The sequence below is a fragment of the Finegoldia sp. BIOML-A2 genome (assembly GCF_009678315.1).
GTDB classification, from domain to species: domain Bacteria; phylum Bacillota; class Clostridia; order Tissierellales; family Peptoniphilaceae; genus Finegoldia; species Finegoldia magna.
Genome location: NZ_WKZE01000002.1, coordinates 167,638 through 181,590 on the forward strand (window position 1 = coordinate 167,638; position 13,953 = coordinate 181,590).

The window sequence follows — 13,953 nt, forward strand, 5'->3', positions numbered from 1 at the left end:
AATATATGAACAATGATTTTATAAAAGCTCTTGATGAATTAGAAAAATCAAAAAAAATACCAAGAGAAGTTGTTTTCGATGCTTTAGAAAAAGCATTGATTAAAAGCTATGAGAAAAATTTTGATTATCAAGACCATGAAAACGAAGAAAGTTCTGTAGAAGTTAACATAAATAGAGACAACGGTAAGGTGAATTTATATGCAATCAAAACTGTTGTTGAAAATGTTGAAGACAAAAATACTGAAATAAGTTTAGAAGAAGCTAAGACTATTAAACGTAAATACGATTTAGGTGATAAAGTGAAAATTGAAATAACACCTAAAAACTTCGGAAGAATAGCTGCTCAAACTGCTAGAAATATTGTTATTCAAAAACTAAAAGATGCAGAACGTGATAATATTTATAACGAATTTATTGACAGAGAAAAAGAAATAATCACTGGAACAGTTCAACGTGTTGAACGTGGAATTGTCTATATAGATTTGGGTAGAGTAGAAGGTATAATACCAGTTTCAGAACAAATAAAATCTGAAGAATATACTCCTAACAAAAGATTAAAACTTTTTATTAAAGAGGTCAAGAACACTACAAAAGGAGCTCAAATAATATTATCAAGGACAGATAATTCTCTAATAAAAAGATTATTTGAATTAGAAGTTCCGGAAATAAATGATGGAACTGTTGAGATTTTTAGCGTTGCAAGGGAACCTGGCTCAAGAACTAAGATCGCGGTATTCAGTAATGATGAAAATGTTGATCCAGTTGGCTCATGTGTAGGTTTCAGTGGAACCAGAGTTAAGTCTATTGTGGATGAGTTGAATGGCGAAAAACTTGATATTGTTATTTGGTCAAAAGATATTAATACTTTCATATCTAATAGTTTAAGTCCATCTGAAGTTATAGCTACATTCATTGACGAAGCTCAAAAAATATGCCGTGTAATTGTTTCAGAAGATCAATTATCTTTAGCTATAGGAAAAGAAGGACAAAACGCTAGACTTGCAGCTAAGTTAACGAACTGGAAAATAGACATCAAAGGACTCAACCAATACTTAGAATCTTATGGTGATGGTAGCTTGTCTGTTGAATTCGATGGAGAAGTAGATTTTCTAGAATCTAATGGTATTGAAGTTAGAGATGAAGATAAAGAAAAAGTTTTTGATAAAATTAAATATCATGAATCAGATGATATAGAAGAAATTGAAGAAATTGAAGATATTGAGGATACTGAAGAAGATAATTCTTTAGAATCCGAAAACACTGAAATTGCAGAAGATTCTGAAAATTAAATGTATTTAAGTTTTGGAGTATTAAATGAAAACTAAAAAAATTCCTTTAAGAAAATGTGTTGTTTGTGGTGAAAATAAACCAAAGCAAGAACTAATGAGAGTTGTTTTTAATAAAGAAGACGGAGTTTCTGTAGATTTGACAAATAAGAAAAATGGCAGAGGGGCTTATTTATGCAAGGATTTAAAATGTATAAACAAGGCAAAGAAAAACAGAAGACTAAATCAGGTTTTAAAAACAGATGTAGACGCACTTATATATGAGGAGTTAATTAACCATGTAGAAGATTAATCAAAAGGAGGTCTTTGTATGGAAAAGATAAGAGTATATGAATTGGCAAAACAATTGAATGTTTCAACAAAAGACTTAATGAACAAATTAAAAGAAAACAAAATAGAAGTTAAAAGTCACATGTCAACATTAGATAAAGACCAAATATCAAAAGTTAAATCTTTTTATGAAAAACCAAAAAAAGTTCAAAATAATCAAAAGAACAGTAATTCAAAAAAAGAAAATAGACAAGATGTAAATAAAATTTCAAAAGAAAACGTGGAAAGTAAATCGCATACTGAAGCTAATAAACAAGATGATAATTCTAAAAAAAGATTTAAACCAAAACATCCAAGAAATAATGATGATGAATCTGTATCTCATTTCGATAAGATAAAACATAAAAACAAATCTGAAATGAATGAAAAGCATGATTCTAAAGATAAGAAAAAGAATAAGAATTTTAAAAATAACAAAAATAAAAATTCTAACAATAATAAAAATAATACAAATAACAAGAACAATAGAAATAATAAAAATTATAATAAAAATAAAAAAGAAGAGGTCATCAAGAATGAGCCAAAAGAACCTAAGAAATTTATTATTCAACCTACAATTACAGTAAAAGATTTATCTGAAAAAATAAGTGTATCTATTAGTGAATTAATAATGAAACTAATGGAATTAGGTATAATGGCAAATCAAAACCAAGAAATTGATTTTGATACTGCTAGTTTAGTAGCTGGTGAATTCAATGTTATCGTTGAACAAGATGAAGTCGAAGATTTTGATGACGATGACGTGTTTAACCTAGATTTTGAAGATAAGGATGAGGATTTAAAAGAAAGACCACCTGTCATCACTGTAATGGGACACGTTGACCATGGTAAAACATCTATACTTGACAGAATTAGAAATTCTAGAGTAGCTGGTAGAGAAGCCGGAGGAATTACACAACATATAGGTGCGTATACTATTAGAGTTAACGACAAAAAAATAGTATTTTTAGATACACCAGGTCACGAAGCTTTTACAGCAATGAGAAGTAGAGGGGCACAAGTAACAGATGTTTCAATATTGGTAGTTGCTGCAGATGATGGTGTAATGCCTCAAACTGTGGAAGCTATAAATCACTCAAAAGCTGCAGGCGTTCCAATAATTGTCGCTGTTAATAAAATAGATAAAGAAAATGCTAATATCGAAAGAGTAAAAACTGAATTAGCTGAAAATGGATTGGTACCTGAAGACTGGGGTGGAGATACAGTTTTAGTTCCAGTTTCTGCTAGAACAGGTGAAGGTATTGATGAATTACTTGAAATGATTTTAATGGTCGCAGAAATGGAAGAACTAAAAGCTAATCCAAATAGACTTGCTGTAGGTACTGTAATTGAAGCTCAGTTAGACAAGGGAAGAGGTCCAACTGCTACAATTTTGGTGCAAAAAGGTACTCTAAAACATTCAGATATGGTATTTAGTGGACAAGCAAGTGGTCGTATCAGAGCTATGTTTAATGATCAAGGAAAGCAAGTTAAAAAAGCAGGTCCTTCAACACCAGTATTGATTTTAGGTTTAAACGAAGTACCTGAAGCTGGCGATATGATATACGCTGTCAAAGATGAAAAAGAAGCTAGAAATTATGCTCAAAAAATAAAAGACCATAACCGTGAAGAACAAATCAAGTCTTCTTCAAACGTGAACTTAGACGAGTTATTTGGAAAAATTTCAGACGGAGAAACTAAAGATCTTAATATTATAATAAAAACTGATGTTAAAGGTACAATTGACGCTATTAAACAATCATTAATAAAATTAAGCAATGATGAAGTAAAAGTTAATATAATTCACGGTGCTGTCGGTGGTATTACTGAATCTGATGTTAACTTAGCATCTGCATCAAGTGCTATAATAATCGGATTTAATGTAAGACCAACTCAAGTGGCTTTGGATATGGCAAAAAATGAATCTATAGAAATCAGAACATATAGAGTTATATATGATGCCATAGAAGATGTAAAAAATGCAATCACTGGTATGTTAAAACCTCAATATCAAGAAGAAGTTTTAGGTAGAGCTACAGTTAGAGATACGTTCAAAGTACCGGGAGTGGGTACTGTTGCCGGTGTGTATGTTAATACAGGAAAAGTAACAAGAAATGCTGTCGTTCGTTTGTTGAGAGATGAAATATTAATTTTCGAAGGTCCTATTTCTTCTTTGAAGAGATATAAAGACGATGTTAAAGAATTAACTCAAGGCTACGAAGGCGGAATGGGTTTAGAAAATTATAATGACATTAAACCAGGAGATGTACTGGAAGCATATGTACTAAACGAAGTACAAAGATAGGAGAATTATGAATATTAAAAGAGTAAGAAGAATTTCATCAGAAATCAAAAAAGTTATTTCAAGTTCTATAATTAATTCACTAAAAGATCCTAGGATTGACAAACTAAATGTTTCTGTTACAGACGTAAAAGTAACAAATGATTTGAGTTTTGCTACAGTATATATAGCGGTAATAGGCGATGATGAAAAGAAAAAACAAACTCTTGAAGGATTGAATAAAGCAAAAGGATTCTTAAAAAAACAAATTGGTGAAAGTGTAGATTTAAGACATGTGCCACAACTGATTTTCAAAATTGATGAAACTAGTGAGCAAAGTATGCATATTGAAAATCTAATAAAATCAATTCACGAGGAAAATTATAATGAAGATTAATGATGAAATCTTGAAATTTAAAGAGCAATTGAAGGATGCAAATTCAATTGCTCTAATTTCTCACTTAGACCCAGATGGTGATAACTTAGGCTCACTAACTGCTTTATCAAAAAGTTTACTAAATTTAGGGAAAAAGGTATATCCTATTGAGTTTGACAAAATTCCTGAAAATTTAAAATTTCTTCCTAATTTGGATTTGCTATCAGATAATACAGATATTAATATTAATATGATAATTTGTCTAGATTGTGCTAATTATGAGAGATTAGGTAAGATTGATGAGTTATTTAACAAAGCAAAATACAGAATAAATATTGACCATCATCAAAGTAATGAGTTTTACGGTGACGTTAACATAGTAAAAAAAGGATATAGCTCAACTTGCGAATTAGTATTTGATGTAATAAACGAAGTAAATCTACCAATTGATGAAGAAATTTCGATGTCACTTTTAACAGGAATTTCAACTGATACTGGAAGATTTTTATATTCTGCTACAACTGCAGATACATTAGCTAAAGCTTCTAAATTAGTTGAAAATGGTGCTGACATGATGAAAATCAATGAATTAATTTATCAATCAAAAAAATTTGAAGCACAACTTTTAGAAAATGAAATCTTATCCAAGACTGAAATTTATAATGATTATGTTGCAATTGGTTTTGTAATGATAGATCAATTAAATAAGTACAATGTTGAAATTTCAGATATTGATAGTGTAATTAATACTTTCAGAGATACTGACAAAATCAAAATATCAGTATTAATTAAACAACAAACTGAAAATGAGTACAAGGTAAGTTTCAGAAGCAAGGGAAATATTGATGTAGGATTAATTGCCAAAAATCTTGGTGGAGGTGGTCATAAGAATGCTGCTGCTACAAGAATTACAGGGGATTTTGAGACAGTTTCAAATAAAATAAAAGAAGAAATTGATAGATATGGATTGTGTAATTAATGTTTTTAAGGAAAAGGGATATACATCTCAAGATGTTGTTTCTATATGTAAAGGAATTTTAAAAACTAAGAAGATCGGACACGCTGGTACTCTAGATCCTGACGCTACCGGAGTTTTGTTATTAGGCGTTGGAAAAGGAACTAAAATAACAGAATATCTAATGGAATATGGTAAAACATATATATTTGAAATGTGTTTTGGTACAAGTACAGATACTCTTGATTTATCTGGTAATGTCACAGGTTTTTCTGAGAAAACATACGATAAAGAAAAATTAAAACAAATTTTAGATGATTTAAATGGTAAAACCATTGAACAAGTACCTCCGATGTATTCCGCGGTTAAAGTAAATGGAAAAAAACTTTATGAATACGCAAGAGAAAACAAAGAAATTAAGAGGAAATCCAGAAAAATTACAATTTATAATATTGAACCATTACATCTTCTAGAAAATTCATGTATAATCAAAGTTAGATGTTCTAAGGGAACGTATATTAGAGTTTTGATTGAAGATATTGCCAAAAAATTAGATAGATTAGCATACATGAAATCACTTATCAGAGTAAATTCTGGAGGTTTCGACATAAAAGATTCAGTAAAAATAGAGTCGCTTAGAAAATGTAACATTGAAGATGTATCATTTTCAGTCTACGAAAGTTTGACAGAAATGAAATCTATCGAACTTGATGATAATTTATATAAAAAAATTACCAATGGTGTTAGAGTGAACATCAACCACGAAAACATTGATAATGTCAAAGTAGTTTGTAAGAATAAATTTATTGGAATCGGCAGTATTGAAGATAATATTTTAAAAATGAATAAGGTATTTGATATATGCAAATAATTGATTTAGACAAAGATAACGTAAAAATTAATATTGATGCTATCACTTTAGGAAATTTTGACGGATTACATTTAGCACATCAAAAACTTATAAATAAATGTGTTAGCTTAGGTAAATCAGGGGTTATTATATTCAAGTCACATACTTCAGAAATTTTAGAAGATGATAAGTTTAAAAACATATTAACAACGGATGATAAAATAAATATATTAAAAAGAATGAATGTAGATTACTGCTTAATCAAGTCATTTGATAAAGCTTTTTTATCCCTTAAGCCTGAAGAGTTTTTAGATTATGTAAAAGAACATACTAATTTCAAAAATTTAGTTGTGGGCAAAGATTTCAAATTCGGAATTAATGCATCTGGTAATGTATCTACTTTAGAAGATTTTCAAAAAGTTTTTAATTATAAGCTCTACACTATAGATGACCAATTTATTAAAAGTGTACCTATTAGATCGACAACAATTCGTAAATTTTTAATGAGTGGAGACGTTGAGAATGCTAATTCAATGCTCTACAGACCATTTAGTATTATGGGAATTGTCGTCGATGGTAAACATAGAGGAAGAAATTTAGGTTATCCTACTGCCAATTTGGAATGCAAAGAATATATTATACCAGCAGAAGGAGTTTATTATACTAATGTTATTTATGATAACAAAATATACAAAGGCATAACTTCTGTAGGAGAAAATCTTACCTACGATGAGCATGATGTTAAAATTGAAACTCATATTTTAGACTTTAAAGGTGATTTGTATGGAAAAATTTTGACATTAGTATTCATAAAAAAAATAAGAGATAATGTAAAATTTAATTCTGAGATTGAACTTATCAATAAATTAAAAAGCGATTATAATTTTGCAAAAAACCAAGATTTAGATTTACAATTAGAAGATTATATGATAATATAAATAAGTACTACTGTTACATTGATATTCGAAACCTCAACGATATCGCTGTAATGGTGAATATTAAATTTATGGAGGAAATTATGTACAACAAAGAAATCAAAGAAGAAATAATCAAAGAATACCAAACAAAAGAAGGAGACACTGGTTCTCCAGAAGTTCAAGTAGCTTTATTGACTTACAGAATAAACTACTTAACTGAACATTTAAAGTCTCATAAGAATGATCACCATTCAAGAAGAGGTCTTTTCAAAATGATCGGTAAAAGAAGAAATCTTCTTAACTATCTTAGCAATAAAGACATTGAAAGATACCGTGATTTAATTAAAAGATTAAACATTAGAAGATAATTGAAAGAGCGGGTTTTTCCGCTCTTTTTATTTATAAGGAGAATATATGATAAAAAAATATGAATATGATTTATGCGGTAAAAAAATAGAAGTTACAATTGGTAAAGTTGCTGAACAAGCTAATGGAGCATGTTTAATTCAATCTGGAGAAACTGTACTTCTAGTTACTGCTGTAGGATCAAAAGAGCCACGTGAGGGAGTTGATTTCTTCCCATTAACATGCGATTTTGAAGAAAAACTTTATTCTGTAGGAAAAATTCCAGGAGGATTTATAAAGCGTGAAGGTAGACCTAGTGAAAAAGCTACATTAACTGCTAGATTAATCGATAGACCTTTAAGACCATTATTCCCTGAAGGATATCATAATGATGTACAAGTTATAGCTACTGCGCTTTCTGTGGATCAAGATAATACTCCCGATATTTTAGCTATGATAGGATCATCTATTGCATTGAGCATTTCAGATATTCCTTTCTTAGGACCTACTGGTTCTGTAGCTGTAGGAATGATTGATGGTGAATTTATTATAAATCCTACGCAAGAACAAAGAGATAAGTCTGATCTTGAATTAACTGTCGCTGGTACTAAAGATGCTATTATGATGGTTGAAGCTGGATGCAATAATATTACTGAACAACAAGTTTTAAAAGCTATACTTAGAGCACATGAAGAAATCAAAAAAATATGTGAATTTATTGAATCAATTCAAAAAGAATGTGGTAAGCCAAAACAAGAATTCGTTCAACCAGAAAAAAATGTAGAGTTAGATGAAGAAGTTAAATCATTCTGCATTGAAGATTTGAAGAAAATTACAGTTAATGAAGATAAATTAGATAGAGAAGATCACATTAATACTCTTAAAAAAGATGTAGTGGATCATTTTGTTGAAAAATATGATGAAAGTATAGCTTCAAAAGTTTCTACTATATACGATGATTTAGAAAAATCAGAAGTAAGACGCTTAATTTTAGAAGATCATATCAGACCTGATAATAGAAAACTTGATCAAATTAGAGAAATAACTTGTGATGTTGATATATTGCCAAGACCACATGGTTCAGGTCTGTTTAAAAGAGGTCAAACTCAAGTTTTATCTGTTACAACATTAGGAACTCCATCTGATGCACAAGTACTAGATGGACTAATTGAACAAGAAGATAAAAGATATATGCATCAATACAACTTCCCACCTTACTCTGTTGGAGATGCAAGACCTTTAAGAAGTCCAGGTAGACGTGAAATTGGTCACGGCGCTTTAGCTGAAAGAGCTTTATTACCTGTAATTCCATCAGAAGAAGAATTCCCATACACAATAAGAGTAGTATCTGAAGTATTAAGTTCAAACGGTTCTAGTTCTCAAGCATCTGTATGCGGTTCAACTCTTAGTTTACTAGATGCAGGTGTTCCAATAAAAGAGCCTGTTGCAGGTATTGCCATGGGATTGATTAAGGAAGATGATAATGTTGTAATTCTTTCCGATATTCAAGGTTTGGAAGATCACTTAGGAGATATGGATTTTAAAGTTGCAGGTACAAAAGATGGTATAACTGCATTGCAAATGGATATTAAAATTACTGGAATTTCTGAAGAAATATTAACTGAAGCTCTAGAAAGAGCTAGAGTTGGTAGACTTCATATATTATCGTTAATGAACGAATGTATAAGTGAACCAAATAAAGAAATTTCAAAGTATGCTCCTAGAATTATGGTAATTAATATTGCACCTGAAAAAGTAAGAGAAGTTATTGGACCAGGTGGAAAAGTCATAAACAAAATTATTGATGAAACTGGCGTTAAAATAGATACTGAAGATGATGGTAAAATTACAGTAGCTGGTGAAAACACTGAAAGTGCACAAAGAGCTATAGATATGATTAAAGAAATAGTTAGAGAACCAGAAATCGGTGAAAAATATTTAGGAAAGGTTACTAAGATTATGAATTTTGGTGCTTTTGTTGAAATATTACCTGGAAAAGAAGGTCTTCTTCACATTTCTAATATAGCTCATGAAAGAACTAATAAAGTTGAAGATGTTTTAAAAGAAAACGATGAAATTATGGTAAAACTTATGGATATAGATGATCAAGGTAAGATGACATTATCCAGAAAAGCTCTTTTACCAAAACCAGAAAGAAAAGAAAAAAAGAATTTTGATAAAAAATCTGAAGATCAAAATACAGAAGATAAATAATTAATAGTTGAGTAATTTTATTACTCAACTATATTTTTGAAAGGGGACATTATGAAAGTTAAAATAATTAATAAATCTAATAACCCTCTACCAAAATATTCAACAATTGGGTCTAGTGGTATGGATTTGAGAGCTTATACTGAAAATGATATAACTTTAAAACCACTTGAAAGAACTCTTGTACCTACTGGAATATATATTGCAATTCCAGAAGGTTATGAGGTTCAAATCAGACCAAGAAGTGGTTTGAGTATTAAACATGGAATAACTCTGATAAATTGTGTTGGTACTATAGACAGTGATTACAGAGGAGAATTAAAAATTCCTGTAGTCAATTTGTCGAATGAGGAATATACAATTTCATCTGGAGATAGAATTTGTCAAATGATACTTCAAAAATACGAAAATATTCAATTTGACGAAGTTGAAGTATTAGATGCTACAGATAGAAATGATGGCGGATTTGGCCATACAGGCTACTAATTATGGCTAGAAATACTAAATCACGAAACAAAACTCAATCAAAATCTAATAGAAAAAAAAATGCTAACTCTTCGACAAAATTAATAATTATATTAGTGTTAATTATTTCACTTATTTTTATGGCTAGTAGTAGAGTTGGTGTTTTGGGAATTATTGTAAAAAATATATACTTTAATACTTTTGGCATCTTTTCATACGTTTTTATATCATTAGGTATACTGTATACAATATCGACGATATCTGATATAAACCATGGAAATAAACTAAGAAAAATTACTTATATATTGGCTGTTTCTTCAATATTCGTAATGAGTTTAATTAATATATCAAACTATCCAAATCTTAATATTAATCAAAGGATTGATTTGAATTTAAATTTAGCAAATGACTACAGTGGTATTGGAGTAATTGGAGCTATTATAGCATCAATATTAAACATTGCTATAGGCTACATAGGTTTATATGTTGCACTCGTTTTTTGTTCTTTGTTTTTTATATCTGCAATAATTAATTTAACTTTAAAAGAGTTATTTCAAGAAATTTTTACTTTTGTTAAAAAGACATTAATAGATATAAAAACAAAAAATAAAAAGAACAAAAAAAATAAAAGTATCGAAAAATCACACGAGATTAAGCAAAATAAACCTATAAAAGAAAGAATTTCTAAAAATCCTATTAAAGAAAAGTCTGATTTAAATAAATCTACAGAATATGAACCTCCAAAACCAAAACTCAACGATTATAAATCGAATGAAAAAGAATCTGGAGAACAGCTTTCTGTTATAGATTTTGGTGAATTTTCTGGACAAAGTAATTATACTTTTCCACTATTAGAACTTTTGAAAAATGCTGAATATGCGGAAGATAATGATGATTCTGTTTTACAGAAAGCAAAAATGATTGAAGAAACTTTAAAAAACTTTTCAATAGATGCGACTGTTGTTCAAATCGATAGAGGTCCTACGGTTACTTGCTATGAATTAGAGCCTAAGGCAGGTGTGAAAGTCTCAAGAATAGTGAATCTAGCAGATGACCTATCACTTTCTTTAGCTACAAGTGGAATTAGAATACAAGCTCCAATTCCCGGTAAATCTGTAGTGGGAATTGAAGTAGAAAATGACGTTAAAAATTCTGTAATGTTAAAAGAGATTTTAATGTCTGATAATTTTGTAAAAGAAAAATCATTGATGCCAATAGCTTTAGGAAAAGATATTTCTGGGAAATGTATTGTAACTTCTGTTGATAAGATGCCACACCTACTTATAGCAGGAGCTACTGGTAGTGGTAAATCTGTTTGCATCAATACCATAATAATGAGTATTTTGTATAAGTCAAATCCAAATGATGTAAAACTTATATTGATTGATCCAAAAGTTGTCGAATTGAGTATATACAATAATATTCCACATCTTGCTATACCGGTTGTTACAGATCCAAAAAAGGCAAGTGCTGCTTTGAACTGGGCTGTAAGGGAAATGGAAAGAAGATACCAAATATTTTCAGAAAATCACGTTCGAGATATCAAAGCTTATAATAAGAAAAATAAAAATGATGAACTTGAAAAACTACCATATATTGTTATTATTATAGATGAGTTAAGTGATTTGATGATGGTCTCAGCAAATGATGTTGAAGACGCTATTTGCAGACTAGCTCAAATGGCAAGAGCGTGTGGTATCCATCTAATTATTGCAACTCAAAGACCAACAGTGGATGTAATTACTGGTACAATAAAAGCAAATGTACCGTCTAGAATTTCTTTTGCTGTTAGTAGCCAAATCGATTCTAGGACTATTTTAGATCAATCTGGTGCAGAAAAGCTTATAGGAAGAGGCGATATGTTATTTTTCCCATCATCAATGGCAAAACCTAGTAGGGTTCAAGGAGCTTTTATTTCTGATGAAGAAGTCGATAATGTAGTTAAATTTTTAATAAATAAAAATGAAACTAATTATAAGGAAGAAATCATAGAAGACATAGATAAATCAGAGAGTATTGATCTTGAAGATGACGATACAGATATTCTATTTACAGATGCTGTAGAAATTATTTTGAATGAAGATTCTGCATCAATTTCTCTATTGCAAAGAAAATTAAAAATAGGATATGCTAGAGCGGGAAGAATTATAGATCAAATGGAAGAAAAAGGTATTGTTGGTCCTAGTGAGGGAAGCAAACCTAGAAAAATTTTAATACCTAAAGATTATTTAGAAAGACGTGATTGATATGAATATTGCAAATAAGTTTACAACATTAAGAGTTATTTTAATACCATTTTTTGTGGCATCATTACTAGTATTCAAAACAGACAATTATATACCTGCGTTAATATTTATAATCTCTGCAATAACAGATTTTATTGATGGTCAACTCGCTAGAAGGAAAAATTTAGTTACTACATTTGGAAAGTTTATGGATCCATTAGCAGACAAAATGTTGAGTTGCAGTGCATTAATTGTCCTAGTACAACTAGGAAAAGTTCCTGCATGGAGCGTGGTTATAGTTGTATTAAGAGAACTTACTATTAGCGGTTTCAGAATATTAGCTGCATCTAATGGAGTTACATTAGCAGCAAGTTATTGGGGAAAATCAAAAACTATGACACAATTTGTCGCTATTGTTTTAATTTTGATTAATACTGGGGATAAATTAGGGTTTGCTTTAGATATGTACCTATATTATATATCGATTGTATTAACTGTAATCAGCTTATGTGATTATATTTTTAAGAATGTTAATGTATTAGATTTAAAAAATATATAATTATTTTTTGGTTTGTGGTATAATAAACACAAGAACTTATGTTCTGTTTAAATTTTAGGAGGTAGTCATGGATTTTTCTAATGGATCTGAAAAAGATCAAGCTTTAAGAGAAGCTTTTGCAAGCATTGAAAAACAATTTGGAAAAGGCTCTATAATGAAACTTGGAGATCATGTTCAAAAAGATATCGAAGCTATTCCTACTGGAGCTATAAATTTGGATGTTGCTTTAGGAATAGGTGGCTTACCAAGAGGTAGAGTTATTGAAATTTATGGACCTGAATCTTCTGGTAAAACAACTTTGGCACTCCATGTAGTTGCTGAAGCACAAAAGATGGGTGGTACTGCAGCTTTTATCGATGCTGAACACGCATTAGACGCAATTTATGCTAAAAACTTAGGTGTAGATACAGACAATCTTATCATTTCACAACCAGATACAGGTGAACAAGCTTTAGGAATATGTGATTCTCTTGTAAGAAGTTCTGCTGTAGATATTATTATCATTGACTCTGTTGCAGCACTAGTTCCAAGAGCTGAAATAGAAGGAAATATGGGAGACAGCCATGTTGGTCTACAAGCAAGACTAATGTCTCAAGCTTTACGTAAATTAACAGGTGTTATTTCCAAGAGCAATTGTACAGTTATTTTCATTAACCAACTTAGAGAAAAAGTTGGAATAATGTTTGGTAATCCAGAAGTTACAACGGGTGGTAGAGCTTTAAAATTCTATTCTTCAGTTAGAATTGAAATTAGAAGAGGAGAAGCTATTAGAAAAGGTGACGATATTGTTGGAAATCGTACTAAAGTTAAAATCGTCAAAAACAAAGTAGCACCTCCATTTAAACAAGTAGAATTCGACATTATGTACGGAGAAGGTATTTCTAAAATAGGTACAATATTAGACTTAGCCACTGACTGCAAAGTTGTAAAAAAAGCAGGTGCTTGGTACAGTTATGAAGATGAAAAATTAGGACAAGGTCGAGAAAACTCTAAAGTATTTTTAGAAGAAAATCCAAAAATACTAGAAGAAATTATCGATAAAACTTATGAATTTTATGGATTAAGATCAAAAGAGGATTCAGAGGCTATCAAAACAGAAAATAACGATGATATAAAAGACGAATCGAATAACGAAATAAGTGAGGATGAATTAGACTAGGGCAAGTATTACTTG

At 30.0% G+C, this 13,953-nt stretch carries 13 protein-coding genes; all 13 read left to right on the forward strand.

Annotated features, from left to right (window positions below; translation table 11 throughout):
- Positions 1-5 precede the first annotated feature (5 nt).
- The 13 genes from nusA to recA all read left to right on the forward strand — a co-directional run bounded on the left by nusA (position 6) and on the right by recA (position 13,938).
- On the forward strand, positions 6-1,289 hold the full coding sequence (gene nusA / locus GKF99_RS02840; RefSeq protein WP_094205683.1) for a transcription termination factor NusA: 1,284 nt from the start codon (positions 6-8) through the stop codon (positions 1,287-1,289).
- Positions 1,290-1,314: 25 nt separating this feature from the next.
- A complete protein-coding gene (locus GKF99_RS02845; RefSeq protein ID WP_094205682.1) occupies positions 1,315-1,578 on the forward strand; it encodes a YlxR family protein in 264 nt (87 codons plus the stop codon).
- An 18-nt stretch (positions 1,579-1,596) separates the two neighbouring features.
- Complete coding sequence (gene infB / locus GKF99_RS02850) at positions 1,597-3,900, forward strand: translation initiation factor IF-2 (protein WP_094205681.1); 2,304 nt, start codon at positions 1,597-1,599, stop codon at positions 3,898-3,900.
- Positions 3,901-3,907: 7 nt separating this feature from the next.
- The gene (gene rbfA, locus GKF99_RS02855; protein WP_002836426.1) at positions 3,908-4,273 is read left to right on the forward strand and encodes a 30S ribosome-binding factor RbfA; all 366 of its coding nucleotides are present in this window, start codon (positions 3,908-3,910) and stop codon (positions 4,271-4,273) included.
- On the forward strand, positions 4,263-5,231 hold the full coding sequence (locus tag GKF99_RS02860; RefSeq protein WP_154272624.1) for a bifunctional oligoribonuclease/PAP phosphatase NrnA: 969 nt from the start codon (positions 4,263-4,265) through the stop codon (positions 5,229-5,231). The genes rbfA and GKF99_RS02860 overlap by 11 nt, the downstream gene beginning before the upstream one ends.
- Complete coding sequence (gene truB / locus GKF99_RS02865) at positions 5,215-6,078, forward strand: tRNA pseudouridine(55) synthase TruB (protein ID WP_154272625.1); 864 nt, start codon at positions 5,215-5,217, stop codon at positions 6,076-6,078. The genes GKF99_RS02860 and truB overlap by 17 nt, the downstream gene beginning before the upstream one ends.
- The gene (locus tag GKF99_RS02870; protein WP_154272626.1) at positions 6,069-6,995 is read left to right on the forward strand and encodes a bifunctional riboflavin kinase/FAD synthetase; all 927 of its coding nucleotides are present in this window, start codon (positions 6,069-6,071) and stop codon (positions 6,993-6,995) included. The genes truB and GKF99_RS02870 overlap by 10 nt, the downstream gene beginning before the upstream one ends.
- Positions 6,996-7,075: 80 nt before the next feature.
- Positions 7,076-7,342 carry a 30S ribosomal protein S15 gene (rpsO, locus tag GKF99_RS02875; RefSeq protein ID WP_002838220.1) on the forward strand — a complete coding sequence of 89 codons (267 nt, stop codon included), beginning with the start codon at positions 7,076-7,078 and terminating at the stop codon, positions 7,340-7,342.
- 46 nt (positions 7,343-7,388) lie between these two features.
- Positions 7,389-9,533 carry a polyribonucleotide nucleotidyltransferase gene (locus GKF99_RS02880; protein ID WP_154272627.1) on the forward strand — a complete coding sequence of 715 codons (2,145 nt, stop codon included), beginning with the start codon at positions 7,389-7,391 and terminating at the stop codon, positions 9,531-9,533.
- A 51-nt stretch (positions 9,534-9,584) separates the two neighbouring features.
- Positions 9,585-10,016, forward strand: coding sequence for a dUTP diphosphatase (gene dut / locus GKF99_RS02885; protein WP_094205675.1), 432 nt, complete (start codon positions 9,585-9,587; stop codon positions 10,014-10,016).
- A 2-nt stretch (positions 10,017-10,018) separates the two neighbouring features.
- A complete protein-coding gene (locus tag GKF99_RS02890; RefSeq protein WP_154272628.1) occupies positions 10,019-12,241 on the forward strand; it encodes a DNA translocase FtsK in 2,223 nt (740 codons plus the stop codon).
- A gap of 1 nt (position 12,242) precedes the next feature.
- Entirely contained in the window at positions 12,243-12,779 is a 537-nt protein-coding gene (pgsA, locus tag GKF99_RS02895) for a CDP-diacylglycerol--glycerol-3-phosphate 3-phosphatidyltransferase (RefSeq protein WP_154271119.1), read from the forward strand.
- Positions 12,780-12,846: 67 nt separating this feature from the next.
- Positions 12,847-13,938 (forward strand): recombinase RecA, encoded by a 1,092-nt coding sequence (gene recA / locus GKF99_RS02900; RefSeq protein WP_154254210.1) that lies wholly within the window; start codon positions 12,847-12,849, stop codon positions 13,936-13,938.
- Positions 13,939-13,953: the final 15 nt, after the last annotated feature.

Excerpts from the sequence above, each read along its gene's own strand:
- dut (WP_094205675.1), top strand. The coding sequence starts at position 9,585 with ATGAAAGTTAAAATAATTAATAAATCTAATAACCCTCTACCAAAATAT.
- recA (WP_154254210.1), top strand. The coding sequence starts at position 12,847 with ATGGATTTTTCTAATGGATCTGAAAAAGATCAAGCTTTAAGAGAAGCT.
- GKF99_RS02870 (WP_154272626.1), top strand. The coding sequence starts at position 6,069 with ATGCAAATAATTGATTTAGACAAAGATAACGTAAAAATTAATATTGAT.
- GKF99_RS02890 (WP_154272628.1), top strand. The coding sequence starts at position 10,019 with ATGGCTAGAAATACTAAATCACGAAACAAAACTCAATCAAAATCTAAT.
- infB (WP_094205681.1), top strand. The coding sequence starts at position 1,597 with ATGGAAAAGATAAGAGTATATGAATTGGCAAAACAATTGAATGTTTCA.
- GKF99_RS02860 (WP_154272624.1), top strand. The coding sequence starts at position 4,263 with ATGAAGATTAATGATGAAATCTTGAAATTTAAAGAGCAATTGAAGGAT.
- GKF99_RS02845 (WP_094205682.1), top strand. The coding sequence starts at position 1,315 with ATGAAAACTAAAAAAATTCCTTTAAGAAAATGTGTTGTTTGTGGTGAA.
- rbfA (WP_002836426.1), top strand. The coding sequence starts at position 3,908 with ATGAATATTAAAAGAGTAAGAAGAATTTCATCAGAAATCAAAAAAGTT.
- truB (WP_154272625.1), top strand. The coding sequence starts at position 5,215 with ATGGATTGTGTAATTAATGTTTTTAAGGAAAAGGGATATACATCTCAA.
- nusA (WP_094205683.1), top strand. The coding sequence starts at position 6 with ATGAACAATGATTTTATAAAAGCTCTTGATGAATTAGAAAAATCAAAA.
- rpsO (WP_002838220.1), top strand. The coding sequence starts at position 7,076 with ATGTACAACAAAGAAATCAAAGAAGAAATAATCAAAGAATACCAAACA.
- GKF99_RS02880 (WP_154272627.1), top strand. The coding sequence starts at position 7,389 with ATGATAAAAAAATATGAATATGATTTATGCGGTAAAAAAATAGAAGTT.
- pgsA (WP_154271119.1), top strand. The coding sequence starts at position 12,243 with ATGAATATTGCAAATAAGTTTACAACATTAAGAGTTATTTTAATACCA.